This window comes from Brevibacillus sp. AG162, from assembly GCF_006715575.1.
Taxonomy (GTDB): domain Bacteria; phylum Bacillota; class Bacilli; order Brevibacillales; family Brevibacillaceae; genus Brevibacillus; species Brevibacillus brevis.
This window is the reverse complement of record NZ_VFNO01000007.1, coordinates 242,854-267,512: the sequence shown is the minus strand read 5'-3', so window position 1 is coordinate 267,512 and position 24,659 is coordinate 242,854. Positions and strand designations below refer to the sequence as shown.

Annotated in this window: 28 protein-coding genes; 7 read left to right on the top strand and 21 right to left on the bottom strand. The window is 48.9% G+C overall.

The window, feature by feature from the left end:
- Positions 1 to 49 precede the first annotated feature (49 nt).
- The 7 genes from FB479_RS21510 to FB479_RS21480 all read right to left on the bottom strand — a co-directional run bounded on the left by FB479_RS21510 (position 50) and on the right by FB479_RS21480 (position 5,901).
- A complete protein-coding gene (locus FB479_RS21510) occupies positions 50 to 808 on the bottom strand; it encodes a carbon-nitrogen hydrolase family protein (protein ID WP_106653594.1) in 759 nt (252 codons plus the stop codon).
- A 16-nt stretch (positions 809 to 824) separates the two neighbouring features.
- Positions 825 to 1,730, bottom strand: a complete 906-nt coding sequence (locus FB479_RS21505; protein WP_142066653.1) for an ATP-grasp domain-containing protein — start codon at positions 1,728 to 1,730, stop codon at positions 825 to 827.
- Positions 1,731 to 1,870: 140 nt separating this feature from the next.
- Positions 1,871 to 2,212, bottom strand: coding sequence for a hypothetical protein (locus FB479_RS21500; protein ID WP_106653592.1), 342 nt, complete (start codon positions 2,210 to 2,212; stop codon positions 1,871 to 1,873).
- 145 nt (positions 2,213 to 2,357) lie between these two features.
- A complete protein-coding gene (locus FB479_RS21495) occupies positions 2,358 to 3,251 on the bottom strand; it encodes a hypothetical protein (RefSeq protein WP_142066652.1) in 894 nt (297 codons plus the stop codon).
- Positions 3,252 to 3,477: 226 nt separating this feature from the next.
- On the bottom strand, positions 3,478 to 3,813 hold the full coding sequence (locus FB479_RS21490) for a YuzD family protein (protein ID WP_047072988.1): 336 nt from the start codon (positions 3,811 to 3,813) through the stop codon (positions 3,478 to 3,480).
- Positions 3,814 to 3,842: 29 nt separating this feature from the next.
- A complete protein-coding gene (locus FB479_RS21485; protein WP_106653590.1) occupies positions 3,843 to 4,976 on the bottom strand; it encodes a bifunctional cystathionine gamma-lyase/homocysteine desulfhydrase in 1,134 nt (377 codons plus the stop codon).
- Position 4,977: 1 nt separating this feature from the next.
- Entirely contained in the window at positions 4,978 to 5,901 is a 924-nt protein-coding gene (locus FB479_RS21480; protein WP_047072992.1) for a PLP-dependent cysteine synthase family protein, read from the bottom strand.
- A 195-nt stretch (positions 5,902 to 6,096) separates the two neighbouring features.
- On the opposite strand from FB479_RS21480, the gene FB479_RS21475 reads away from it, so the two are divergent.
- Positions 6,097 to 6,324, top strand: coding sequence for a NifU family protein (locus tag FB479_RS21475; protein ID WP_007715787.1), 228 nt, complete (start codon positions 6,097 to 6,099; stop codon positions 6,322 to 6,324).
- A gap of 51 nt (positions 6,325 to 6,375) precedes the next feature.
- Here FB479_RS21475 and FB479_RS21470 read toward each other — a convergent pair whose 3' ends face one another.
- Genes FB479_RS21470 through FB479_RS21460 form a run of 3 tightly spaced genes read right to left on the bottom strand, consistent with a single transcriptional unit; the run spans position 6,376 to position 9,294 of the window.
- A complete protein-coding gene (locus FB479_RS21470; protein WP_106653589.1) occupies positions 6,376 to 7,296 on the bottom strand; it encodes an alpha/beta hydrolase in 921 nt (306 codons plus the stop codon).
- Positions 7,293 to 8,252: a 2-hydroxyacid dehydrogenase gene (locus FB479_RS21465; protein ID WP_142066651.1), complete on the bottom strand. Its 960-nt coding sequence runs from the start codon at positions 8,250 to 8,252 to the stop codon at positions 7,293 to 7,295. The genes FB479_RS21470 and FB479_RS21465 overlap by 4 nt, the downstream gene beginning before the upstream one ends.
- On the bottom strand, positions 8,209 to 9,294 hold the full coding sequence (locus tag FB479_RS21460; RefSeq protein WP_142066650.1) for a protein kinase family protein: 1,086 nt from the start codon (positions 9,292 to 9,294) through the stop codon (positions 8,209 to 8,211). Before FB479_RS21460 ends, FB479_RS21465 begins: the two co-directional genes overlap by 44 nt.
- Before the next feature lie 164 nt (positions 9,295 to 9,458).
- Here FB479_RS21460 and FB479_RS21455 point away from each other — a divergent pair, with 164 nt between their 5' ends.
- A complete protein-coding gene (locus FB479_RS21455) occupies positions 9,459 to 9,974 on the top strand; it encodes a phosphatidylglycerophosphatase A family protein (protein WP_106653586.1) in 516 nt (171 codons plus the stop codon).
- On the opposite strand, the gene FB479_RS21450 is transcribed toward FB479_RS21455, so the two are convergent.
- The 5 genes from FB479_RS21450 to FB479_RS21430 all read right to left on the bottom strand — a co-directional run bounded on the left by FB479_RS21450 (position 9,969) and on the right by FB479_RS21430 (position 13,774).
- Positions 9,969 to 10,748 carry a TIGR01457 family HAD-type hydrolase gene (locus FB479_RS21450; RefSeq protein WP_142066649.1) on the bottom strand — a complete coding sequence of 260 codons (780 nt, stop codon included), beginning with the start codon at positions 10,746 to 10,748 and terminating at the stop codon, positions 9,969 to 9,971. The two genes, FB479_RS21455 and FB479_RS21450, sit on opposite strands and share 6 nt — an antisense overlap.
- A 171-nt stretch (positions 10,749 to 10,919) precedes the next feature.
- Positions 10,920 to 12,161 carry a DUF4073 domain-containing protein gene (locus FB479_RS21445; protein ID WP_142066648.1) on the bottom strand — a complete coding sequence of 414 codons (1,242 nt, stop codon included), beginning with the start codon at positions 12,159 to 12,161 and terminating at the stop codon, positions 10,920 to 10,922.
- Between the two features lie 318 nt (positions 12,162 to 12,479).
- Positions 12,480 to 13,109: a helix-turn-helix transcriptional regulator gene (locus FB479_RS21440; protein WP_047073393.1), complete on the bottom strand. Its 630-nt coding sequence runs from the start codon at positions 13,107 to 13,109 to the stop codon at positions 12,480 to 12,482.
- Positions 13,110 to 13,221: 112 nt separating this feature from the next.
- A complete protein-coding gene (locus FB479_RS21435) occupies positions 13,222 to 13,656 on the bottom strand; it encodes a DUF86 domain-containing protein (protein WP_048034536.1) in 435 nt (144 codons plus the stop codon).
- A 10-nt stretch (positions 13,657 to 13,666) separates the two neighbouring features.
- Positions 13,667 to 13,774 carry an amino acid ABC transporter permease gene (locus tag FB479_RS21430; protein ID WP_106653583.1) on the bottom strand — a complete coding sequence of 36 codons (108 nt, stop codon included), beginning with the start codon at positions 13,772 to 13,774 and terminating at the stop codon, positions 13,667 to 13,669.
- 278 nt (positions 13,775 to 14,052) lie between these two features.
- Between FB479_RS21430 and glpX the strand changes: the two genes are divergently transcribed.
- Positions 14,053 to 15,027, top strand: coding sequence for a class II fructose-bisphosphatase (glpX, locus tag FB479_RS21425; protein ID WP_106653582.1), 975 nt, complete (start codon positions 14,053 to 14,055; stop codon positions 15,025 to 15,027).
- A 12-nt stretch (positions 15,028 to 15,039) separates the two neighbouring features.
- Positions 15,040 to 15,309 (top strand): DUF3055 domain-containing protein, encoded by a 270-nt coding sequence (locus FB479_RS21420; protein WP_142066647.1) that lies wholly within the window; start codon positions 15,040 to 15,042, stop codon positions 15,307 to 15,309.
- 79 nt (positions 15,310 to 15,388) lie between these two features.
- Here FB479_RS21420 and FB479_RS30580 read toward each other — a convergent pair whose 3' ends face one another.
- Positions 15,389 to 15,667: a hypothetical protein gene (locus tag FB479_RS30580; RefSeq protein WP_185746397.1), complete on the bottom strand. Its 279-nt coding sequence runs from the start codon at positions 15,665 to 15,667 to the stop codon at positions 15,389 to 15,391.
- A 249-nt stretch (positions 15,668 to 15,916) separates the two neighbouring features.
- On the bottom strand, positions 15,917 to 16,582 hold the full coding sequence (locus FB479_RS21410; RefSeq protein ID WP_106653580.1) for a YutD family protein: 666 nt from the start codon (positions 16,580 to 16,582) through the stop codon (positions 15,917 to 15,919).
- Positions 16,583 to 16,661: 79 nt separating this feature from the next.
- Here FB479_RS21410 and FB479_RS21405 point away from each other — a divergent pair, with 79 nt between their 5' ends.
- Positions 16,662 to 17,636: a YhcN/YlaJ family sporulation lipoprotein gene (locus FB479_RS21405; protein WP_255438492.1), complete on the top strand. Its 975-nt coding sequence runs from the start codon at positions 16,662 to 16,664 to the stop codon at positions 17,634 to 17,636.
- Positions 17,637 to 17,709: 73 nt separating this feature from the next.
- On the opposite strand, the gene lipA is transcribed toward FB479_RS21405, so the two are convergent.
- The 4 genes from lipA to FB479_RS21385 form a co-directional block, all read right to left on the bottom strand.
- Positions 17,710 to 18,612: a lipoyl synthase gene (gene lipA / locus FB479_RS21400; RefSeq protein WP_142066645.1), complete on the bottom strand. Its 903-nt coding sequence runs from the start codon at positions 18,610 to 18,612 to the stop codon at positions 17,710 to 17,712.
- A gap of 101 nt (positions 18,613 to 18,713) precedes the next feature.
- Positions 18,714 to 20,909: an ATP-binding protein gene (locus tag FB479_RS21395; protein WP_142066644.1), complete on the bottom strand. Its 2,196-nt coding sequence runs from the start codon at positions 20,907 to 20,909 to the stop codon at positions 18,714 to 18,716.
- Positions 20,906 to 22,033, bottom strand: coding sequence for a metallophosphoesterase family protein (locus FB479_RS21390; RefSeq protein WP_142066643.1), 1,128 nt, complete (start codon positions 22,031 to 22,033; stop codon positions 20,906 to 20,908). Before FB479_RS21390 ends, FB479_RS21395 begins: the two co-directional genes overlap by 4 nt.
- Positions 22,034 to 22,169: 136 nt before the next feature.
- On the bottom strand, positions 22,170 to 22,721 hold the full coding sequence (locus tag FB479_RS21385; RefSeq protein ID WP_106653575.1) for a DJ-1/PfpI family protein: 552 nt from the start codon (positions 22,719 to 22,721) through the stop codon (positions 22,170 to 22,172).
- Positions 22,722 to 22,927: 206 nt separating this feature from the next.
- Between FB479_RS21385 and FB479_RS21380 the strand changes: the two genes are divergently transcribed.
- Positions 22,928 to 23,935 carry a M23 family metallopeptidase gene (locus FB479_RS21380; RefSeq protein ID WP_106653574.1) on the top strand — a complete coding sequence of 336 codons (1,008 nt, stop codon included), beginning with the start codon at positions 22,928 to 22,930 and terminating at the stop codon, positions 23,933 to 23,935.
- A gap of 105 nt (positions 23,936 to 24,040) precedes the next feature.
- The gene (locus FB479_RS21375) at positions 24,041 to 24,649 is read left to right on the top strand and encodes a TetR/AcrR family transcriptional regulator (protein ID WP_142066642.1); all 609 of its coding nucleotides are present in this window, start codon (positions 24,041 to 24,043) and stop codon (positions 24,647 to 24,649) included.
- Positions 24,650 to 24,659: the final 10 nt, after the last annotated feature.

The window sequence follows — 24,659 nt, the reverse complement described above, 5'->3', positions numbered from 1 at the left end:
TCGAATTCTATGATTCACTGTCTTTTCTCAAGGTAAGACGATACCTCCCCTATTCAACCAACTCAGGCTGGAAGCGCTGGGCTAATATTCGCGTAGCTTTCACAGGATCAATCTCGTACACAAGCAGTTCCTCGCCCCCTGAAGCTGCCACACATAGCCGTTCTCCCGTAGGTGAGATCAGCGTCGTCGTCACTCGTTGATTCGGAATCGCGTAGTTCACGCTGGCGAAGTAGATGTTGTTTTCCAAGCTTCGGCAAACCATTGCCCCATTGTAAAAATCGGGATTGCTGACTTCCCCTGTAAACATCGGATGGAAAACAATGCTCGCTCCACGGCGTGCCGCCCACCGTACCGTCTCTGGATATCGCCATCCCTCATGGCAAATGACAATGCCAAACGACACACCCTCTATCGTAAACAATTGGCGCCCTTCGCCCGGGACATAGTCAAACTGATCCTCATCAGGATCGATCTGATTTTTGATTTGCAGCCCAAGATCTTCTCCCTGTTTCCCCACCACAAAGGCGACTAGATGATAGCCTCGCTCATCCTTCCATTCCATCGGTAAAATGACGGCGAGCTGGCGTTCCTTCGCCAGAGCACGGATCTCTTCCAAAGCTCTCCGTTGTACCTCATGATCGTATGCTTCTACTTCATAGCCTACACCGCGCAGCCCCGGAATCACCGATTCAGGAAAGCAAATTAGATCGCAATTGTTTTGCGCAGCGTTGATTATCTGCTGCTTGATGATTTCAAGCCCCTCCGACGCTGATTGGGGAAACCTCGTCTGAGCCAAGCCTATTTTCATGGGGAAATCCCTCTTTCTATGGAAGATTTCTTTTTAACCTCGTGAAAAATTCAAATCTATCAGCCTGTTCAGGCAGAGCAGACACCTGTGCATCCCCTAGCTCGAGGATGGTCCACGAGCTATTTTCCAGCTTGGCGATGTCCATAGTAAAAAAGCGGCTCTTGATTTTTTTCGCTACTTCTAAAAATGGCTGGAGGTCTGGCGGCGTATCGTCATATTGTCCTTCCTCCCAGTAATTCGCCATGTACATGGGGTCGCCATCCAAAAAGAAAACGCGATATTCCTGAGATAATGGCATTTTGCTCTGCGAGTGATGGGTCAAAAATTGAAGCTTCACAAATTCTCGAAAGACGATTCCCTCATTCAACTCATCCTGTTGCAACTCCAAAAATCGACTGGTCACTTGCTGTACCTTTTCTTTATCGGAAGCATCGGGAATATAGCAAGCCTCATTCCAATCGTGCTTTCGAGATTTCACATAATCTTTGATCATGATCGGAGCCTGTCCAAATCTATTTACGATCCGATGCACGTTTTCAAATGACGCGTCTATCTCTTCTTTGTGCAGCCAGACCGAGAGCGGGGTGAAATCTTTGATGACTTCATAAGATTTAGGCAGGTAATGGCAATGCACGTACTTTTCGGGTGTATTGATTAATTCTATATTTTTGGCTAGCAGGGCGTCATACAATTTTTGGTACAGGAACGGTTTTAGCATCCATCCCCTGTAGATAGCCATAACTTTTTCAGGAGAGGGTTGGATTTGTTTCACAGCCGCTAATGGATTGTCCTGGTATATCAGTTGTTCCAAGCTGATCAGATGAATGTCCAAGCCGAGTTGTTTTGCGCACATATACTCATATTCGTAGGTTTCATCGACTTTGTTTTCTTGAAATGGCTGGCTGCAAAATAAGACTTTCATCTGCACGATCCTCCTCCAAATGCTAGAGAAAAACAAGGAAAAAACAGGAATTTTTAATATCATTCCATTATACAAAATAATTCTTCCCATGCAAAAAAAACCGTCAAGACTAATCCTGACGGCACTCTCTTTTTGCTGGCTTATCGCTTTTGAACACGTAAAACAGGTACTTTTTTTGGTTCAAAGGTGTCTGCGAGTATCTTCTCTTGGATGACATTCAGCTTGAGCAAGCTCGAAATTTTCCCGGTATCCGCCTTCGACATGAGGCGCCAAAGCGAAGGATCTGGCAAAGCGTTGTAAAGACGCTCATCGTTGTATTCTCGCCGCTCCTGATAGGAGATCAGCAGCTTGTAATCGCCTTCCTCTGCGCTGCCTGCTTCGCTGTAAGCTTCAATCAGTTTACTCCGCAGCTCGTTCAACTCTTCCTCTACCTGTTTTTGAATTTCCTTCAACTCGTAGTAGCGAGCAATCGGTTGGTCCATCCGCTCTTCCTCCTTTGGTTACCCCTGTACCCAAAATCCATATGAGCAAAAGTCGGTTGGTAGAACCATTCGCTGGCAACGAAAAACAGCCTCCTTTTTCATTTCCGTCATGAAAAGAAGGCTGTTTTATCAAGCTCTACAATTTTTACTTTTCAATCATCGTGTTGATCGCTTCACCCGGGTGTTTTTTCAAGAAAGTAGAATACTCTACTTCCCATGGATTCCATTTGCCTTCCCCTTGGTAGCCCCATACGGAGTTGATGCGGGAAACGGTATCAGTGTTGTTCATACCTACAAGTCGTTGCTCCCCTACCAGCTCAAATGTACCGTTCGCATCCGTATCGACTGGAGTCAAAGAACCGAATGGATAGGAGAATACAGAAACAGCATCTTCGGTTGGCTGTACTTTCCCTGCTTTGTCATACAGCTTGGCCGCTACGTATACATCCTGGTTGGCACTAACGTCAAGCGTCAGCGGCTTATCCAGGTGGGAGCCTTTGCCCTCTACTTTAAAGCCATCCACGAATTTCCCCTCGTAACGGATTCCTTCGTTTTCCTTTTCACCAAAAATCACGGCTGGCTTGTTGTTTTCAAAGGTAGCGATTACGTGGCTGTAAACACCACCGCTTCCGCCAGTCGCTGTTTTCACAAACGCATCGGCAACATGATCACCTGTGAAATCTACGAGAGTCAGCTCCCCTTCATAACCGCCCAGCTCTTTGATAGCTGTTTGGCTATACGCGCCGGATTTTCCGTCTTTCACTACGATGTTCATATTGGAAGAATAGATGTCATCCGCTTTTTCTTTTTCGCCAATCAGGTATACGACGTCATCCTTCTTATCGCCATTCACATCAGCCGTTTTTTGATCGATCACATAGGTGTTTTTCGCGAGCTTCAATTCAGCTGCCGCAGAGAACAGCTTTCCTTTTTCAGAGTCTGCGTGTGCTACCTGTGTATTCATTGCAGAAAATCCAGCTACGCCTACAACTCCTGCAAGCAGCAAATATGTAACAGGCTTCATCCATTTTTTATTCATCGTTATGGCCTCCACTAGATGGTAAGTTATTGGTTACATTTACTACTATAGGACGAAGCCTGATCTATTTCGTTACAAAAGGTTTACGAATGATATACAAATAGTAAACAGCACGTTCCTTCACGTTATCCAGCACACTTTGAAGTGCTGATACATGAACGATGTGATTTCAACTGGATTTTAAAATATCAAAAAACGACCAGACGTAAGCATCTGGTCGCTCCTTTTATTCGGCATCTGCTGTCGAAGCAATCGGCTGCACGCCCATGCTCTCCAGCTTTTCATAGATATCCTTTAATTTCGGATTTCCCTCACCGACAATTTCCCCGGAAATTACGACAAGCGGATACCATAAATCTTCCTCGATAATGCGATTCGCCCAGCTTTTGTCATCGTCTGTCTGCGGCTGTTGAAAGTCGCTATAAACGATGCGGATGCTGTCACTCCCATACTTGCGAGAGAGTGCGGCCTCCAGCCACTCGGCTGTTTCCTTTGCAGATGGCAAATTGACGCAGCTTGCGCACAATTGCTCTGTCCCAAAAACCTTGATATCGACAGTCACTATATCCGCCCTCCCCCGGGTCAGCTAGCTTAGGACAATGCTTGGTCCAGATCCTCGATCAAGTCCTGCACATCTTCAATACCAACAGAGATACGCACCAAGCCATCCGTAATGCCCAGCTCAGCACGTCGTTCTGCCGGGATAGAAGCATGTGTCATGCGTGCAGGTACGCTGATCAAGCTCTCCACTGCACCCAGCGATTCTGCCAGCGTGTAGTATTTTACCTTTGCCAACACTTCGTCAGCACGCTCTGCGCTGCCTACGTCGAAGGAAATCATACCGCCAAAGCCACGCGCTTGCTTTTGAATCAGCTCATGACCGGAATGGCTGGACAGACCAGGATAGATCACGCGCTTGATGTCGCTGCGCTCAGACAGCCATTTTGCTATCGTACGTGCATTGTGCTCATGCTCTTCCATTCGAATTCCCAGCGTCTTCATACCGCGGAGCAAGAGCCAAGAATCTTGTGGTCCAAGCACACCGCCAATTGCATTTTGCACAAAATGGAGGTCTTCGCCCACTTGTGCATCTTTTGCTACAACCAGACCTGCTACTACGTCGCTGTGTCCGCCCAAATATTTCGTTGCGCTGTGGAACACGATGTCAGCACCGAGATCCAGCGGATTTTGCCAGTATGGTGTCATGAACGTGTTGTCTACCACGAGCAGTACGCCTTTTGCTTTCGCGATGCCTGCCAACGCGCTGATGTCGCTTACTTTCAGCAGCGGGTTTGTCGGTGTTTCCATAATGATGGCTTTGGTTTCCGGGCGAATTGCCGCCTCAACTGCTGCCAGATCACTCGTATCTACATAGGTTGCTTCCAGACCCATACGGGAGAATACGCGCGTAACGACACGGTAAGTACCACCGTATACATCGTCACCTACCACGAGATGGTCGCCTTTGTTGAACAGCGAAAGGATCGTGGAGAGTGCAGCCATACCAGAACCAAATGCAAAGCCGCGTGCGCCGCCTTCGATTTCTGCGATGTATGTTTCCAATGCGTGACGGGTCGGGTTCCCGGTACGGGAGTATTCGAAACCCTTGTGAACGCCAATTGCTTCCTGTTTATAAGTGCTTACCTGGTAAATTGGAACGGATACGGCTCCAGTATGTGGATCTCCATCGATTCCGCCGTGGATCAGACGAGTTTTGATACGCATCTTAAATTCCCCCCTGGTAAATTTTCTTGCTTAGATAACGTTCGCTGCCGTCAGCAAACAGTGTAACGATGTTTGTCCCTGGAGCTGCTTCTCTTGCTTCGCGCAGTGCCGCTGCCATGGCTGCACCTGAGGAGCTGCCTACGAGCAAGCCTTCCTTGGCAGCCAGCTGCTTGACCAGATCGAATGCTTCCACATCGAGAATCGTGTGAATGGCGTTGAAGTAGCTCGTATCCATGAACGGAGGCAAAAACTCCATGCCGATCCCTTCCGTTTTGTGCGGGCCGGATTCTCCCCCATTCAAGATGGAACCTTCTGGCTCGACAATGACCGTTTTTACGTTTGGATTTTGTTCCTTCAAGTAGCGAGCAGCACCCATGAAAGTACCGCCAGAGCCCGCGCCTGCCACAAATACGTGTACTTGGCCGTCCATTTGACTCCAAATTTCCGGACCTGTTGTTTTGTAGTGTGCGTCTGGATTCGCCGGGTTAGCAAATTGCTGTGGAACAAAAGCACCTGGAATCGATTCTGCGAGTTCTTTTGCCTTGGCAATTGCACCCTTAATCCCCAGCTCTGTCGGTGTATTGACGACTTCTGCTCCGAGGGCACGCATCAGCTCTTGCTTTTCCTCGGAAAACTTCGCTGGTACGCAGAAAATGACTTTATAACCGGTTCCTACAGCGGCCAGCGCTACACCAATGCCTGTATTTCCTGCTGTCGGTTCAATAATGGTACCACCTGGGGCCAATTGGCCGTTCTCTTCTGCGGCACGAATCAACTCCATGCCGAGTCTGTCTTTTACGCTTCCGCCTGGGTTAAAATATTCCAGTTTGGCGAACAAGCGGACACCCTCTGGGAGCTCAAATTGTGTAATTTCGACGATCGGCGTATTACCAATCAGTTCCTTCACATTGCGAAATACGTTCACGAAGATCTGACTCCTTATATTGAAGTACTTGCTTCTTTCTTTTTTATTATAACATGCAAAGATTACAAAAAGTCCATGCTACTAAACTTCGGTGTGTCAGCGGAACTTCAAAGTGTCAACAGGGCATGTAAGCCATGGATTTCTCACCATAGTATGATTATAATAAAGGAGAGGTTGGAAAGGAGTGAATGTAACATGGATATCATGGATCAAGTACAAGAAGTTCTCGATAAACTGCGTCCTTACCTGCAACGTGACGGCGGAGACGTACAACTCGTTGATGTAGAAGATGGCATCGTGAAGCTGCGCCTGATGGGTGCTTGCGGTAGCTGCCCTTCCTCTACCATCACCCTGAAAGCAGGAATCGAGCGTGCACTGGTGGAAGAAATCCCAGGCATCAAAGAAGTTCAACAAGTATTCTAATCCAGTCACATCGACATGAAAGCAGCTACAGCAACCGCGTAGCTGCTTTTTTCATTTCCCCTTTCCCCTTCCTTTTTCCAAAAAGGCAATGACACGCTTCCCGTATTCGTCAGGAACTAACGCATAGCTGCGGACGTGACCCGCTCGCGGTACGATCCAAATCTCGGAATCTTCGTCTTGGGTCAGCTCAAAGAGTCGTTCGCTGTTTACCATGGGGATCGTTGTATCGCCTGTCCCGTGAATAAAAAGAATCGGTTTGTTCGCTTGCTTGACTGCCTGATACGGATTGACGTCTCGCGGGTTGGCTCCAAGCAAAACAGGACACAAGGTAAGGATGAGCCAGTTGAATGGAAAACGGGGCAGGCCCGTCCACTGCGGCAAGTTCTCAGCCAAGTATTCACGCAAGGAATAGAACGGTGAATCTGCCACAATCGCAGTGATGCGCTCATCCACTCCGCCAACCATCAAAGAGGTTGCCGCCCCCATGGAAAAGCCGACAAGACCAAGTCTATGCTCTGGCTTCTTCGCTGCTGCAAAATCGATGGCCCCAAGCAGGTCTTGCTGTTCACGAAGACCAATTGTAGTCAGTGCTTCGCTGGACTCCCCTGCATTCCGAAAGTCGAACAGCAATACATCAAAGCCAGCCTCGACAAGTCTTGCAGCCAGAGACAACGCTGGCAAATGTGGCTCTAATCTATTTTGACTATACCCGTGAGCAAAGATCAGCGTATTTCCATTCGAAACTCGCCCATTTTTTTCTGCCGACAAGTACCATCCAGCCAACGAGATCGTCGTTTCCCTGCTCGAAAAAACAACGGGCTCGACCTGTTCAATTCCAAAATCTCGGGGTTCCATGTGAATCGGCTTTCGTACAGGATGCGTCAAGCGCCAGGTTACGTGAAACGAAACGGCTACTGCTGCAATCAAGAGAAGCACGAAGAGGCCTGTAATGAAAACAAAGAACGTGTTCATACGGCAGTCAGTGGTCCCCTTCCACTTAGCACCTCTACGATGTTAGCAGCAGCCAGCCTCGCCATCTCCGCCCTCGTTTGCACAGTTGCACTACCGATATGCGGCAATGCTACTACATTCGGCAGTTGCAAGAGCGGGTTATCCATCGGGACAGGCTCGACCGCAAAAACATCCAGGCCTGCCGCCCAAATCTTTTTGTCTACCAACGCTTGATACAGTGCGGTCTCATCTACTGTCCCACCACGAGAAACATTGATAAACACTGCGGTTTCTTTCATGAGCGAAAATTGTTTTTCCCCCATCAACATGCGTGTGTCCGCTGTCAGCGGTGTAAGCAGAACGACGTAATCGGACTCTTGCAGTAGCTCCGCCAAATCGGCATACCGCGCTCCTGTCTCTTGCTCAGCCTGCGGTTTGCGATTCCGGTTGTGATACAAAATTCGCATGCCAAATCCTTTGGCGCGTCTCGCCACAGCTTCTCCAATTCGCCCCATGCCAATAATCCCTAGAGTCGAACCATATACATTTTGTCCAGCCATGAGGGTCGGACTCCACGATGTCCACTCCCCCTGCAATAAAAATCGATTGGCTTCCGTCAATCGGCGGCCTGTTGCCATCAATAAAGCGAAAGCCAAATCGGCTGTAGACTCCGTCAGCACATCGGGCGTGTTGGTTACGATGACCTCGTGTCGTCTGCACGCTTCCAAATCAATATTGTCGTAACCGACCGCCATGTTCGCCACGATTCGGAGTCGTTTTGTACTCGCCAAAAATTCTTCGTCCACTCGTTCTGTCAGCATGGTCAAGACGGCATCTACATGTTCAATCTTTTCCAGCAACAATTCGCGCGGGATCGGCGCATTTTTTGTCCATTGCTCGACCACGGCTACTTTTTCAAGCATCGCGATCACTTCAGGATTGAGTTTCCTCGTAACGAAAACTTGTTGCTTGATCATCTTTTTTCCTCCACAACCAATCAATTTGTGGAATGGATACGTCATAACGCTGTGCAATGAATAGTGGGAACTTTCGAAGTCCGTCTTCCATTTTGGTTAGCTCGTCTTCCAGCTGCGTTTGCCATGCCTGGATGTTGACTTCCTGTCGCTCTTCTATCGGCAACTCCATGTAAGTCTCGACGAGCTTCAAAAACCTGCCTGGATAGAGCATGAGCGCATAAATCACGGCATATTCAGCTGGCAGCAGAGCAGAGACGCTGTTGTAGCCGTCGAGAAAGCTGGACACAGCCTCTTCATTCCAGCCGTTTCGCTTTGTCTCGGCTTTAATCCACTGCCCCACATCGCGAGTACGCATATCAAGAACCCAGTTCCATTCACCTGCCATTAGACGTACATCCTTCTCTTTCCATAGCATATACCCTTGATCAAAATTTTGGTAGGCTACTTTCCCGAGACTCGCTGTTTCCTTCACGACTTTATCGTATCCGGCATCCAACAAATATTGAACGGACAATTCACCGAGCTGAGTAATGTACGTGAAGCAGGTCAACAAATATTCATCCATTGGCGCCAGCTCTACATTTTCCTCATCCATTTCATCCCGGTATTCATTAAAATTCCGCAGCTTTTTGCGCCACATGCTCGGCCAGTTGCCAAGAGAGCTGTAGGGGATAAACATCTTGTCAGATGAAAAATCACTCGTGGCCTGATGGAACTTTGCGAGTGACTGACCACTGGCATAATATGGATTCTCGGGCACTGCCTCTCGCACGCCTCTGTATAAATAGTAAAGCTGCTCATCATCGACGATGTGAGCCTGCCCGCTTGTTGTGTTCACCAGCTTTAACAAGCGAATGTTTTGCTGTTGACTCAAATGTTTTTTTACTTTCTCAATAAACTTGCTTTTGTATTTATATCCGGCTGGCGCCTCGAACATGTAGTAAAGGCCTCGATCCGTTTCCAGTACCTTGCTTGCCCCCGTCGTCCGATATCCCTGGAGTTCAAAACCATACTTCTCCTGAAGAAGCTCTTTTTCTTCCATACAGTTGTTCACCCTCCTTGCATACTGCTCTTCTGGCATTGTATGTCGTTAGATCGGGATAGGTGCCTATCTGTATGCAGATACTAGATGCATTCATGCCGACTTTCTGGGTGCTGAAAAGTCGACTTTTTGAACACGCACGTGAAAAAGGAGGAACCACAAGCATGAGTGAGCATCCACTAAATAGCGAGAGTTGTCTGGACTTCGTTATTGAGCTTTTGGAAAAACGAGGGGTCAGTCTGAACGACATTGCTGAAATTGTCATGTTCCTGCAGTCGAAATACATCCCGGACATCTCCTTGGACCTGTGTCTCGACAGTGTGGCGTCCGTCTTGAAAAAACGCGAGGTCCAAAATGCGTTGCTGACCGGGATTCAGCTCGACATCCTCGCAGAACAAAAGCAGCTGCTGCCCCCGCTTCAGGCGATTATTGAAACAGACGAGCCGCTATACGGCATAGACGAGGTACTCGCCCTCGCCATCGTCAACCTGTACGGGAGCATCGGATTCACCAACTTCGGTTATGTAGACAAGCTGAAGCACGGCAAACTCGCCGAACTCAACGACAAGCGTTTTGGTGTCCATACTTTTTTGGACGATCTCGTCGGAGCGGTCGCAGCCGCCGCCTCCAGCCGCATTGCCCACCGCCAGAAGCAGCAGGAAGAATGCGCAGAATCATAGTGAGATTCGTCGCTGCCATTCAGGCAAGTCTACTGCAATATGGGTAGGCGCAGCATGATGCTTGTCTGCTTCTTCGCGCGTGGAATAGCCGGTCAAAACGAGCAAGCTGTCCAAGCCGCTGTTGGCACCTGCCTCAATGTCCGTATACAAATTGTCCCCGACGATCAGCGTGTCAGCCGCAGCAGTACCAAGCTGATTCAGAGCGTAACGGACGATAATGGACTCCGGTTTGCCAATCACGATAGGTTTGGTCGCGGAGGCAACAGAGACGGCTGCCACCAGTGAACCATTGCCGGGGAACAGACCAGCATCTGTCGGCAGGGCAGCATCTGCATTTGTAGCGATAAAAGTTGCTCCTGCACGGATAGCACGTGCGGCGATCGCCAGTTTTTCATACGTAAACGCACGATCGATCCCGACAATGACATAAGCCGGATCTTCTTCTGTCATCACATAGCCTGCATCCGTCAGCTGATCATGCAAGCCTGCCTCTCCAATCACGTAGACGCGTGTACCCGCTGGTGCCTGCTCTCGTAAATAAGTAGCGGTCGCCATGCTCGTGGTATACACGTCCCGAGCTTGGGCTTCTATGCCCATTGCTACCAGCCGTTCTGCGACGTTCTGTGCAGAGGCTGAAGAATTGTTGGTCAGGAACAAATACGGAATCTGATGAGTTTTTAAGTGGGTGATGAATGCTGCTGCTCCCGGAATCGCTTCTTTTCCCCGATAAATCGTCCCATCCAGATCAAGCAAGTAGCCTTTATATTGTTTCACGTTGTTCCATCTCCCATCTGTTGTAGTAAGCCGGTTGTACAAGCTCTCCCCTCTTAGTGTAAACCTTCGTCCTACCTATCGCAAAAAAACAGGAAACGGCCTTCAGCCGCTTCCTGCTTTTTGTCTAGTCTCTTCCACTTAAAGCCACGATTTCAATGGTTTAAGACCTTGTTATTTCTTGAATTTGACCATCATTGGCGTGCCGTCTTCCAGGGTCATTTCCCCTTTATGACGGACATACACGACCTGGTTTCCTGGAAATGTCGGAGGATTTTCGGGGTCAAAATCCCGCCAGTTTTTTTGCTTGCCAACTGCGTACTCCATGTATTGCGTCGCGTTGACAAGCACATTATCATCATCATCTGCCTGTACATCCGGCGCCAACTGCTCGATTTTTCCATTACGGATGCCGAGCTTCTTAATTACTTTGTCGTGTTGATAGTCATACGCTTGGATGACGACATCATCACCGTACACTTGCAAGCGCAGCCCTTGCTTGAAAGCCCCTCCATCCGGCGTGACTTTTTCGCCGCCGTCTGGACCAGCTGACATCCATCCCGTTTCAATGCCGCCCGTGTTTACGACGGTAAAACCGCGTTTGTCTCCGCCTTTGACTTTCTTATTGCCTGCCCAGTCCGGAAGGTTCAGATCCCAATGGGTGTGGCTCGTGAAGAAAACGACTTGCGGGTAGTCTTTCAAGATGTCAAGAAGCTCGTCCACATTCAGGTAATCGTTCAAGTATGGATTTTGTCTGGAGCCGGAGACACTGTCCGGAAGCACATGGTGGGAGAATACGAAAATGGGCCTATTCTTATCCTGCTTGCTGTAATGCTTCAGATTTTCTTTCAGCCAATCCAGTTGCTCGTCGCTCATGTATACTTCATCCCACAATTTTGGATCGTGGTATTTCATGTATTTTTCTGTGCCGAGGAAGAGAAAGGGATATCCATTGATTTCTTTCTGGTGATAGACCTTGTCTTCTCCGCTGAATTGGTAGAAGTTATCGAACAACTCTTCTTCCGTTGTGCCGTTTGGCCAGGTACTTTGTGCAAGCGTTTGGGGATTCTTCCACTTCGGCACATAAAACTCATGATTACCGATGCTGTACCACACGTTGTCAGGGTGAGGATTTTTATCGAGCACATCTTGCACGGCTTGATATTCAAAATCGTAGCCGCGAGGAGTAATATCACCGTTAATGATCAGCGCTTCGGACTTTGGATTTTCCTCATTAATGTCTCGCAAAACGTGACCAAAATCTCGGAGGTCACCTTGGATGTCACTGATCACGTCAAATGTCATCGTCATCTTTTTCTCAGAAAATTTGTCATTTGCATGAGCGGAATCAACGACTGGCAGGATTCCACCCAACAAGATGGCAGAAGCGGCTATACTTGATACCATTTTTTTCATTACGGATCTCTCCTCATCTGTTTTTCGTCACGACGGCTATCCGGTTAACCAGTATTATCCTGATATCATTCCGCCTTTCTGTTGTTTTTCTGTGTGTTTTGTTGTTTTTTACACTATAAATAGTAAATGTCCAACATAAAGAAAACGTTAAAACAACATTAAGATTGCTAGAATGGAGCAAAAAGGTACTTAATGCCTGCTTGATTATAGAAAAAAAGGCACAGGGCCTTAACCGCATCCTGTGCCTGCTCATCAGGGAAATCTTGTAAACAAAAGAAAAAATCCACCCGATTCGAGTGGACTTTCGTTATGGACCGTTTATTTCGCTTCCTTGATGTGAAACACGCATTTGTCTCCGCCTTTTGCCATGCACGTGGTTTGCTCGACATTGGCTTTCAAAACCCGACGGAACAAGGACAGCTCACAGCTACACGCTTGGTTGAATTCACGAGCTACTTGCGAGATTGGACAATTGAACTCCTGAATCCGATAGCCGTCTCCATTTTCGTCCTTTTCCCATTCCACCATATAGCCTTTATCGTTTTGCAGCTCGGCCAGCTTGGCTACACGATTTTCCAAGTCGCCTTGCATGTGGGAGCGATAAGTCTCCTCCAAGCGATTCTCACGGCGTCTAAATAGCATCTCTATTTTGGACAAACCGTCGATTTCCTTTATGTCTTGTAAAAAATCTAATGTCAAATGAGAATAATTGCGCGGGAACAGTTCGTCTGCTTCCTGCGACAATGAATAAACATTCGTTGGGCGTCCCATCGCTTGGCGAACAAGCGTAGACTTGATCAAATTATCTCTCTCCAGAGTGTTCAAATGACGTCGTACCGCCATTTCCGTAATCCCTAGCTCGACGGCCATGTCGCTGACAGGGAGTGAACCTTTGACTTTGAGCATGTGCAGGATTTGATCACGAGTGGACGTTCCTTCGTTTGTCATACGTATCACCGTCCTTTCTCCCTATTGTAGTGGATGAAGACGTTTTAGTAAACAAACGAAAGTCTTTTGTATAAAATATCCGCTACGATTGGTGATGGATTGAAAACACTTTTTAAAACAGTTCTTTTTTCAGGAAGGCTCTCACCTGTGGCTCAAACTGACGAATGGTACCGGCAGCTTCTTCTACCAGGCTGTACATCTCATTGACCGGCACACTTGTATAATCATTAACCAGATGCTTGCGGAAATCAGTTACACGTGTCAGGATCAAAGCCTGTTCATCCGTGATAACTTGCTCATCCCGCAAAATTTCCACGATGTCGCTGTAGCTTCCTGGATCTCGCATAATGAATCCGTCGATCAGCGCGTTTCCGACATCCACTATTCCTTCGATAGACAAGTGCAGGGCTCGCTCCATCGCTGCAACAGCTACTTCATCTGCCAAAACCGCTTTGGCTCCTCGTTCGCTGAGCTTGTCCAACAGATCAAGCATACGAGACATATGTTCCAATACTTGGTCGATTCGTTTTGTATTCACGTCGTACATATATTTCTCCTTACTTTCGCTTTTTTGCTTTGCGTTTTGAGTAGTAAACGGTAAACACAAATGTTAGCACCAGGACGAGAAGCACCAATTCCCCTTCCTGCAAATAGGAATTGCTCACCGGTTTCACCTCTTTTCATCCCTCAGTATACCAAATTTGTACGACCTGTCACGAATCACGTTCGTCTTTTGATCACGTAGTTGTACCGGGGGATTATTCGACATCGAAAGTGGCGTTCACCTTTCAAAGTCCGGTGCTCATGTAGATCCCCTACACTCCGCCCCTCCTTTTCAGGTTCTCGCCACTTTCTCGGTGCTGAAAAGACGAATCGGTGATAACTTTATGTTACAATGATTGGGGTGAATTTTTGCCGGCAAGCATAAGGGGAGGAACACACTGTGGAACGCGAATTGGCTCTGGAAATTGTGCGGGTAACGGAAATGGCTGCACTCGCCTCTTCTCATTGGATGGGACGCGGGAAAAAGAATGAAGCAGATGGAGCAGCGACCAGCGCCATGCGCGCCATGTTTGATACGATCAACATGAGGGGTACCGTCGTCATTGGCGAAGGTGAACTGGATGAAGCCCCCATGCTCTATATCGGTGAAAAGCTCGGCAACCCGGAAGCAGGCGGGCCTGAGGTAGATGTGGCGGTTGATCCGCTAGAAGGAACGACGATTGTCGCCAAAGGTCACAACAATGCCATGTCTGTTATCGCGATCGGCGACCGTGGAACACTCTTGCATGCACCAGACATGTACATGATGAAAATGGCCGTCGGCAAACGTGCTGCCGGACAAATCAACCTTTACGATCCCGTGGATAAAATGATAGAGGTTGTAGCAAAAGCAAACAACAAGCGCGTACAAGATGTGACTGTCATTATTCAGGAACGCGACCGCCACCAGGCGATTATTGACGCCATTCGTGAAAAGGGTGCGCGAGTGAAGCTTTTTGGAGATGGCGATGTAGGTGCTGCGATTGCTGCTTGTCTGCCGCATACAGGGATTGACCTGTTCTTGGGTATCGGTGGTGCGCCAGAGGGCGTGATCAGTGCCGCGGCGATCAAGTGCCTAGGTGGCGACATGCAAGCCCAGCTCAAGCCGCAAAACGACACCGAGCGCGAGCGCTGCATCAAAATGGGGCTCGATAATCCGGAGCAGCTCTTGACGCTGAACGATCTGGTCAAAGGGGACGATGCCATTTTTGCGGCAACAGGTGTCTCTGATGGAGAGCTGTTGCAAGGCGTGCGCTATCTCGGTGATGATATGGTGGAAACGCATTCAATCGTCATGCGTGCCAAAACCAAAACCATTCGCTTTGTCCGCGCTGTACACAATACCGAACACAAACCAAATCTTTTATGGAAGTAGAGGGATACCTATATGGCAAATGATTTGTTCTACTTGTACGACGAAGCTGAGGATACTCGAACGCGCTTTGTCAGCTTCACGGGCGAAACTACGCGTTTTGACCTCGCGATTACGACGACCAACCGTTTTTATGGGAAGGCGATTGTCATCAACATTCAAAATGGGCGCTCCGCTATTATCGGACATGATGATCTGGAAGAAGAAGGCTATCTGGAATTCGCGTTCAACTTGAACGAGCGTGAAGCAGAAGAATTGAAAGCATTTTTGGAAGCAGCCATTTAATTCACCAAAGGAAGAGCGATTGCGGGCTCTTCCTTTTTTTATTTGTAGGCTCCGCCCATTTCCTGTTGGACAATGCTCCTTACAGGCGAATGCCTCGTATACTGCTACTGCACAGATGCACAGACAGATAACGAGAGGAGTGCCAATCGCAACATGCAACCTTATCCATATGACCAAAACCAATACGATCAAACTCAATACGATTCAAACGAATACGATCAAAGCCAATTTGTTCCTGCACAATATGACCAGTCACCTTATTACTCAGCAGAACAGGATTTCCAATACATTCCAGAAGATCAGGCTCATCCAGTTTTTTTCCGGAGAAGACGGGGTCCTGAAGTCGTTGTCGTCCCACAGCCATATCCTTGGTGGGGATGCAATACATGCTGGCCTGGTTATTGGCCCACATGGGGAGGCTGGCCTGGTTACCCTGGATGGGGCGGATCTCCAGGTGGCTGGGGTGGAACACCCGGTGGCTGGGGTGGATCTCCTGGTGGTTGGGGCGGATCCCCTGGTGGTTGGGGCGGCGGTTATTAGATCGAAAAACGAAAAGAGCCCTAACATACAGGGCTCTTTTTTATGCTTCTGTTATTCTGATTCGTTTTTAGGAATCGCGCTTCGGCGTATTTGGTCCTGTTGGGACTTTATCGCGTTCACGATTGGGTTTCAATTGATTGGGACGGCGCTCTCGTGAGTTGGAATCCTTGCCGTTTTTATCGGGGCGATCCTTTTGAAACTTTGGCTTCTCCCCACGTTCGTTTCTCCCCGCCCCATTGCGTTCAGCACCAGCATTATTCTGGCGATCCTGCTTATTTTGACGCGGGTGATAGCGTCTGCGTTCTTTTCGTTCTACATAGGGCGAAGAGCCACCCTCTTCACGCGGAATATCCTGACGAATATCAATGATGACATCAAAGGTAGCTTCGTCTTGTCCGCTTTGGTCGTCACTGTTGCCAACGTTTGCTTTTACCTTGCGCAAAACGAAGTACGGACAACCAAAATTGCAAAACTCATGTAGGTACTCATCCAAAGCGGCGATCCGCTGCTCGAACGGTACTTTGCGATTGGCGTCAGTATAAAACCCACGAAGACGAAGCTGACCATAGCCCCAGTCCCCTACAATATAATCGTACTTGTCGAGGATATCGCTATAGCGCTCCTTGAACGCTTCAAGGTTCCAGCCGTCTCGATTTACTTCCATGACTTCATAAGTACCGGCTTGCGTGCGAATCAAACTCGCTTCCTCCTTACGCATGTATACTATGTCCATCTTATCATATTTCACGCAACATGAGCTAAATTTCCCACGATAACTGCCATGTGCCTTTGGACATTCTATCGTGTAGGGGGTGTTACCATTGAAAAAGACATGGTTGTATTCTGCAATTGCAGGTATTGTGCTCTTGGCTTCTGGTTGTAACAACAACGCTGCGCCTAATTACACACAACCAAACAGGACAATGACAAATCAAGCCGCGCCTTACACCAGAAACGTTGATGGAATGCACGTCCGTAACTACGACGGTATGGGTTTGAACAACTTTGACTGGTTCAACGGTGACAACAACAACAACAACGGAGTACGTTCCAACAATTTTGGTGGTGGTCACGTCCGTAATGGAATGGGGCTCACCAACAACAACAATGGAACCAACAACGGCATGTTCCCAAATGGTACCTATCCACGGGCAAATGTCAACAACTACAACGCTTTCACGAGCGGTATGAGACCGTATAATGCCTTTACGGATCATAATGCAGGGATGGGTACGACAGGAATGGGTACGATGGGTATTAACAACGGGCCAGCCGGTATGAACCAGTCTATTTATCAAAATCGTGCCTGGAACCGTGGCGGTGCAGGTGTCATGCAAACCGGAATGCCACGAATGGGCTATGCACAGACTGACCGTCAGCATATGCGTACCGCTGGCGTAACCAACGTCTATGTAGATCGTAACACATTGGCACAGGCTGTTGGGAATGTTACTGCGAGCTGTCCTGGCGTTCAACGATCTACCGTCTTGGTAACGGATCGAGAAATTTTTGTGGGGCTGAACACACAAGGAGCAGATGCACGTACAGCGAAAAAACAGGCCAAAATGAATGCAGAATCGGTATCACCACGCTATTACAGAGTGTATGTAACCGACAATCCAAATGATATCCAGGAAATCGCTCGTGTCGCCAGCCGCTCCAGTAATGTGAGTACAGCGCGTACAGAAGATGCGAATAGCATTGATACGCTAGTCAAGCGTATGGGTGGAACACCCCAGCCTACGAAGACTACTCACAAAGCTCATACAGGTACAACCAGTCGCTAAAGTACTTTTCTCCCCCATGAATTGAAAAACCCCCTCTTTTCCGCTCGTATAGGGCGGCTGAGGGGGTTGCTTATTATTGTGCTTTCGGCATGGATTCTTTCGCAATCGTTTCCTTCGCTGCGCTTGCCTGTTCGTGAGCGTGATACGAGCTGCGCACTAATGGCCCTGACTCTACGTGACTAAAGCCACGCTTCATGCCTTCTTCCTTCAAGCGAGCGAATTCATCTGGATGGTAAAACTTTTCTACCTTCAAATGCTTCTTGGTCGGTTGCAAATACTGACCAATCGTCATGATGTTGACGTCGACAGAACGCAGGTCATCCATCGTTTCGATAATTTCCTCCATCGTCTCGCCTACACCAATCATCAGACTGGACTTCGTTGGAATGCTCGGCTGGAATTCCTTCGCCTTTTTCAACAGTTCCAGCGTCCGATCGTACTTGGCTCTTGCCCGTACGCGATCTGACATCCGGCGAACCGCCTCAATATTGTGGTTTAGTACGTCAGGCTTTGCGTCCATGACCACTTTTAACGCATCCCAGTTCCCCATAAAATCGGGAATCAATACTTCTACGGAGGCAAACGGCAGTCGACGACGAATCGCACGAATCGTATCGGCAAAAATTTGTGCGCCTCCATCTGCCAAATCATCACGAGCAACGGAAGTAACAACGACGTGCTTCAAACGCATTTGTTCGGCTGCTTCTGCTACACGTTCTGGTTCGGCCGTATCCAGCTCTGTTGGCAGTCCAGTTTTTACTGCACAAAACCGACAGGCTCGGGTACATATATCACCCAAAATCATGAAAGTTGCTGTACCGCTTGCCCAGCATTCATGAATGTTGGGGCATTTCGCTTCTTCACAAACGGTATGTAGCGTCTTCGTGCGCATGGTTTGCTTAAGCTCTTTAAAGCTGGCTAGTTCTGATCCTGAAACAAGGTTGATCTTGAGCCACTCCGGCTTGCGTTGCGTCATAGGGCTCACTCCTCATGTGACATCATGATACAAGACAATAACAATCTCCATTATAGAGGTTGGATTTCGGAGGGGCAACCTCTTTCCTGCCCCGGAAACAATTACCCGATCCGATGCACAGCATGGCGGTTCTCTTGACGAAGCAATGGCGCAAGCATACGCAGCTCTCGCTCATGACAGGTGAAAAGAAACACTTGATGCTCTTGTGCCAGCATCGCTACATAGTCAAGCGTTCGGCGCAAACGCTCTTCATCATAATGGACAAAATGATCATCGAAAAAGAGTGGCAATGGCTCCGACTGCTTGGCATGATGAACCAATGCCAAACGCTGGGCAAGGTACAGCTGATCGATGGTCCCAGTGGAACATTGATCCTGTTCGAGCACCATTTGTTTGGTCGGCGCAAGCAAACGGACGGCAAATCCGTCACGGGGATCGAGTCTGACATCTCGATACACTCCCCCTGAAATATGCTCGATGATCTCCGAAGCCTGCTGATTCACAGCGGGTGTGCTATCCCGTCGCCATTCCCCCACTGCCTCCTGCAGCATTTCCCGAGCCAACTGAAGGGCATCCCGCTTTTTTTGCAGCTGACGAAGTACTGCCTGCGCTTCCTCAAGCTCATCCGTCGCGCGAGATAATGACAGGCTCTCATGAACCGCCATCTCACCATTTCCTCTGGCCATTTGTTCCCGCAGCTCCTGCAGTCTCTCCTCAATCTCCACCATCTCGACGCGCAATTTGCCTTGCTCGGTCTCAAGCGCATTTTTTTCCTGATCAAGCAAGGTCCGTAGTGCCTCACCCCAGCTTGCAGACAGATTAGCCTCCTGCTTTGTTTTCGCCATTTCCGATAGAAGCTGCTCAGATTGTTGCTTGCTTGTGCTTTTCAGTAGCTCTTCCCGTCTTTCTAAAAATGTATCCCAATTACTCGCACCCCATCTCTGAACGAGTGTGGCAAGTTCAGCATCGAGTGAAGCGATTTCTTCTTGTACTCTTTGACTTTCCTGTACCGCGTCATTTTCTGCAGTCTGTTTGGGTCCGCCTGTACCCCCTTTTAGCCGCAGCAAGAAAACTCCAAAACCGAACAGCAACAAAGCGGCAGTCGCAGAAATTCCTCCCAGAACGGGATGTCCACTCACGAAGCCGATTAACCCGAGAACAGACAATATCCCTGCACCGCCCCACATAAGTGCAGCTCCCCGCCTCCTTTTTGCCTGATTGCCTTGTCGGGTACTGCGTGATGTTGTACTTCGCGGACTTGAAGCAAGGGTTGACACAGCCAATGTCGCCAAACGAATATGCAATGTTTCTCGTTGTTTGAGCAATTGTGCCCCTTTTTCGTAATCGTGCTGTAAGGGTATGAGCTGGTCATCAACCTGTTGTACGGCAACCGTCGGCATATTTACCTGAGTGAGACCACGTCTTGCCTCTTCGTGTATCGCCAACTCGACCTCAGAACGAGCTGTTTGCTCCCACCACGCCCAGTCTTGTTGACTGATGGGAGCATGGCTTCGTTGCCAGCGTTCCTGCAATGCTTTCGCTTGTCCGGTTGAGCGATCCAGCCGCTGCTGCAATCGGCTACGCCGCAGTTCTAATTGCTGACATTCTTCTGTGGCTTCCGCTATTTGCAGCGTCAGTTGGCTGATCGTTCGCCACGCTGCTTTTGCGTTTTCCTTCTCCTGCTCTTTTTGCGCCACCTTCGTAGCGGCTTTTCCCAAAAGTGTATTTTCGGCTCGTTCTTTTTTGCCGATGACCGCAACCTCCCGATCCAGCTCCGCCAAAATTTGTTGGACAGCCGGATTGGCTTCTTCCGCAGTCGTAAAAGTCGGAATCAAATGCTCAGCTGCTTGAAGCGGTTCCCTCCTGATCCACGTCAAATCCGTAAATAGACTGCGTGTAAGGCCCGTATGCTTTTCGATAAAATTCCGTTCCTTGCGTCTGTCTTCCAAATAAAGCTCAGTCAGTTCTGTCCATTCCGGGTCCAAAAAGAGGCGAGCCTCCTCCCGTTCCTTGGTCAACTGACGATGCAGGCGATAGGTTTCGCCCGCTAATTTGTACGTAATGATCGTTTCGTACGCGCCACTCTGCCACGGACGGTACTTTTCATATTCAGGCAAGTATCGCGCCGATTTGACGTAATCGCGCTTCATTCCATACAAGGCAGCGAATATACCTTGAAGGATGGTTGATTTTCCTGACTCATTGGGGGCATAAAACAGATTAAGGCCTGGAGCAAAACGGAAGGTAGCATCCTGCCATTTTCCGAAGCCCCCAAGCACCAGCTCCTCTATTTTCATCGAATGGTCCCTCCAATCCGCGCCAAAGCCTCTTGCTTGGCTAACCTGACGATTTCTCGCTCGTCCTCATTTTGCGCACGGGACTCCGCCTCTGCCAGCTTGGAAAGCCATCTCCCCCAGACGCCACCATCTGCGATCAGCTTTTCCTCATCCACATCAGGCCAGGTCCGGTCTGTCAGCTGCAGCACAAAAAAACGGGAAAATCGCTGCTGAATGACGGACAATGGAGGCTGAAAATGCGCAGCACGTTCCCCTGTCAGCGTGATGTACAGCATATCGGAATCCTTTTCCTCCGCGAGTTGCTGCTCCATCTGATCAATGAGCTGCTCAGTCGTTTCGACTCCATTCCCTTCGATTGTAAGCCTTCGAATTTTGCGTGACTGGACAGGAATCGCCGTGAGCTTCAGTCTGTCATCATGATCCAGCTCTCCATACAAAACATTTCGTTCCCCCGCTTCCTTGCTCGTCAATCCTTCTGGAGAGCCTGGGTAAGCTGCGAAAGGCTGTTTTTTGACGGGATGCATGAATTGCTCCGGCTTGTGAATATGTCCCAGCGCAACATAGTCCATGCCAGTCTGTACGAGCTGCTGCAAGGTGACAGGTGCATACGGATGATGCTCTTCGTCTCCTGAATTAGAAAGCACACTGGCATGCAAAACCATCAGATGATGGGCATACCCCTCTAATTTGCCTGGAAACGTATCGAGTGGCGACTCGTATACATGTGGCTGCCCGAAGCCCCAGCCGTATATTACGCATGACTTTTCGGGAAATTCATACACGCCCCACTCAGGTGTAAACCAGTAAACGTTCCCTGGCCATTCCAATGTTTGATAAAACGAATCCGCTCGCCACGGATCGTGATTGCCAGGTGCGATCACGACAGGGATTGGTGCGATGCTGGCAAAAAGATCACGTAAAAACATCGCAGTGGATCTTCTTCCCCCGTGGTATTCCAGCAAATCTCCGGCAATGAGCCAGAAGTCCGCTCCCTTGTCGCGGACGAGGTCACAGATTCTTTTCATCGTCTGACGAAAATCATCCTGACGCAGCTCGTAACGCTCCCCCAGCATTTGAAGCGGCGCATCCAGATGGACATCCGCTGTATGAATAAATGACAGCACGATCAATTTCACTCCTCACATGAAACAGACGAACATACTTTCCCTTAATGATACAGAGGAAAAGGCTGGATGAAAAGCATCTGTCAGTACGAAAAAACTTCCGCCAGCAGTGACGGAAGTTTGGAGGACTAGTTGTTTACTTGAGCAAATGGAGGAATTCACGCATGAAGCCTGGCAAGTCTGGCCATGCATGTCCGGAAACAAGATTGCGATCGACATGGAGCGTTTCCGTTTGGTAGATCGCACCGCACGCTTCTACATCCGGTCTGCAAGCCTGGTAAGCTGTGATTTCACGGCCTGCCAAGTGCTCGCGAACGATAGTCAATACTTGGGAGCCGTGGCAGATGGCTGCAACCGGCTTGTTCGTCTCGAAAAAGTGCGCCACAATTGGCTTCAGATGCTCATTGAGCCTGATATGCTCAGGTGCTCGTCCACCCGGAATAATCAAGGCGTCAAACGCCTCAGGGTTAATGTCTGAAAATGCAACATGGGCGGGAAGCTGATAAGCTGGCTTTTCTGTGTACGTCGCACTGTGCGCTTCGAAATCATGGCAAACGGTGTGCAGGGTTTTCACGCTGGGTGCTGCAATGACCGTTTCATACCCTTCTTCCAGGCAGCGGTAATACGGATAGAAAACCTCCAGTGCCTCCACGGCATCCCCTGTTACAATCAACACTTTTTTGCTCATCACACAGCCTCCTCATGACGATTTTTAAGGAATACACTCCTCCTGATTTCAATTCTTTGACCATATGGTGTGCTCCTGCCTCTTTTCCCGCAAATTTACAAAACTTTCCTCGATAACAGCCAAAAGCTCTTCCAAAAGTATCTTGGATAATCCACTCCAACTGGCAGAAACTACAACAAAAGACTACAAGGCTGGAGGGAGACGGCATGCGAGTTTTCCGCCTAATCATTCAGATCAGCTTGTGTGTGGTTGCAGCTATTTCGCCACTAGAATCCGTCGCCGGAATCGCTCCGTCCGCCAAAGAGCAAGACCCAGTTCTTCAAGAGCGCTTGCAGCTTTTTTTGCGCTTGGAATCGATGCACGGCATTCCGTGGAATTATCTGGCAGCCATTGATCAATACGAGCGAACCATGAAAATACGCAGAAAGAAGCAGGAGCAAGAAAATCTCTCGCGGCTAACAGCCGTGGACATTCCAAGCGATCGTTGGGCAGGTACGTTCAATCCTGATACGGAGGATACTAATCCGGTATCCATTCAGTTTTTTGACGGGATCGGAATGGACGGGGATGGCGATGGGCTTGCGGATCGTCATAACGATCTCGATGCACTCACTACTTTCATTCGCTACCTATCCCAATACGGCTTCTCTCATGAAGATTGGCAAATTGGTCTTTGGTCGTACTACCAGCGCGATCGGTCCGTGAAGACGATTAGGCAGTTCGCACAGGTGTATGCCAAGTATCAACATTTGGACCTGGATGAGCGGCATTTTCCTATCCCCGCCCGGTACGATTACAGCTACCGCAGTACTTGGGGGGCGCCGCGCGGCTGGGGTGGACGGCGTATCCATGAGGGGACTGATATTTTTGCGAGTCACGGCACCCCTGTCCTCAGCACAGCATACGGAGTCATTGAGGTACTCGGCTGGAACAGGTATGGCGGATGGCGAATCGGGATGCGTGACATGGGCAATGTATACCATTACTTTGCACATCTGTCCTCGTTTAAAAAGGGCTTGAAGCCGGGTGACATCGTGGAGCCAGGAGAAGTGATCGGATATGTCGGCAGCTCAGGATACGGGAAGCCCGGCACCTCAGGCAAATTCCCTCCTCATCTGCACTACGGTATGTACCGGGAAACAGGTGACGCAGATTGGTCATTTGATCCTTATCCGTATTTACGACGTTGGGAGCGGCAAAAGAAGCGGCATTGAAGCCGCTTCTTTTTTATGGGCAGCTCTTTTCATTGACAACTATCATCCGTAAAAATACAATAAAAGCAGAAAAACTGGACAGTCGTCCAAAAAAGAGGTGAAAAAGTGACTACCCAGAAAAAAGCCGAAGCAAAACGTGCTTTTTTGATTGAGCAAGCGACTGCTTGTCTGGCTGAAAAAGGGTATGCACATGTTTCCTTGCGCGACATTGCCAAGGAATCTGGCGTCTCACTCGGCATTCTGCATTATTACTTTGCAAGCAAAGAAGAGCTTTTGCTCGCTGTAATCTCTAGTTACAAGGGACGTTTCATGGAGGAGTTGGAACGCGAAGTAATCGCAGCTCCATCTGGCGAATGGTCAGCGGCTCTCGCTCGTGTCTTGTGCCGGAGTCTGCAAGAGGATCGGAAGCTGCATCGGCTCTGGTATGACTTGCAGGTACAGGCCATGTACGTTCCTGCGTTTGGTGAACAGGTAAAAGTCATTCGGTCCCGTCTGCATCAGCTCATCTCTCGTATGCTCGTACGATTGCAGCGCGAAGAACAATCCTCATTGACCATCGACGAAGACTCCGCCATCTCACTCATTTACTCTGCAATCGACGGATTCCTTTTTCAATTTTTGCTCGACGAGTTACAGAGACCGGAAGAAACGATTGCCCGTTTTGAACAGGCCTTTGCCCATTTAATGCATACACTCTTCTCTTCTGAATCTTAATCTCCTGAAT

Excerpts from the sequence above, each read along its gene's own strand:
- FB479_RS21470 (WP_106653589.1), bottom strand. The coding sequence starts at position 7,296 with ATGAACACGTTCTTTGTTTTCATTACAGGCCTCTTCGTGCTTCTCTTG.
- FB479_RS21435 (WP_048034536.1), bottom strand. The coding sequence starts at position 13,656 with ATGTACGACGTGAATACAAAACGAATCGACCAAGTATTGGAACATATG.
- lipA (WP_142066645.1), bottom strand. The coding sequence starts at position 18,612 with ATGACGCAACGCAAGCCGGAGTGGCTCAAGATCAACCTTGTTTCAGGA.
- FB479_RS21510 (WP_106653594.1), bottom strand. The coding sequence starts at position 808 with ATGAAAATAGGCTTGGCTCAGACGAGGTTTCCCCAATCAGCGTCGGAG.
- FB479_RS21495 (WP_142066652.1), bottom strand. The coding sequence starts at position 3,251 with ATGAATAAAAAATGGATGAAGCCTGTTACATATTTGCTGCTTGCAGGA.
- FB479_RS21440 (WP_047073393.1), bottom strand. The coding sequence starts at position 13,109 with ATGACAAACGAAGGAACGTCCACTCGTGATCAAATCCTGCACATGCTC.
- FB479_RS21420 (WP_142066647.1), top strand. The coding sequence starts at position 15,040 with ATGGCAAATGATTTGTTCTACTTGTACGACGAAGCTGAGGATACTCGA.
- FB479_RS21500 (WP_106653592.1), bottom strand. The coding sequence starts at position 2,212 with ATGGACCAACCGATTGCTCGCTACTACGAGTTGAAGGAAATTCAAAAA.
- FB479_RS21475 (WP_007715787.1), top strand. The coding sequence starts at position 6,097 with ATGGATATCATGGATCAAGTACAAGAAGTTCTCGATAAACTGCGTCCT.
- FB479_RS21445 (WP_142066648.1), bottom strand. The coding sequence starts at position 12,161 with ATGAAAAAAATGGTATCAAGTATAGCCGCTTCTGCCATCTTGTTGGGT.
- FB479_RS21410 (WP_106653580.1), bottom strand. The coding sequence starts at position 16,582 with ATGGACATAGTATACATGCGTAAGGAGGAAGCGAGTTTGATTCGCACG.
- FB479_RS21380 (WP_106653574.1), top strand. The coding sequence starts at position 22,928 with ATGCGAGTTTTCCGCCTAATCATTCAGATCAGCTTGTGTGTGGTTGCA.
- FB479_RS21505 (WP_142066653.1), bottom strand. The coding sequence starts at position 1,730 with ATGAAAGTCTTATTTTGCAGCCAGCCATTTCAAGAAAACAAAGTCGAT.
- FB479_RS21485 (WP_106653590.1), bottom strand. The coding sequence starts at position 4,976 with ATGCGTATCAAAACTCGTCTGATCCACGGCGGAATCGATGGAGATCCA.
- FB479_RS21455 (WP_106653586.1), top strand. The coding sequence starts at position 9,459 with ATGAGTGAGCATCCACTAAATAGCGAGAGTTGTCTGGACTTCGTTATT.
- FB479_RS21460 (WP_142066650.1), bottom strand. The coding sequence starts at position 9,294 with ATGGAAGAAAAAGAGCTTCTTCAGGAGAAGTATGGTTTTGAACTCCAG.
- FB479_RS21395 (WP_142066644.1), bottom strand. The coding sequence starts at position 20,909 with ATGAAAATAGAGGAGCTGGTGCTTGGGGGCTTCGGAAAATGGCAGGAT.
- FB479_RS21385 (WP_106653575.1), bottom strand. The coding sequence starts at position 22,721 with ATGAGCAAAAAAGTGTTGATTGTAACAGGGGATGCCGTGGAGGCACTG.
- FB479_RS21465 (WP_142066651.1), bottom strand. The coding sequence starts at position 8,252 with ATGATCAAGCAACAAGTTTTCGTTACGAGGAAACTCAATCCTGAAGTG.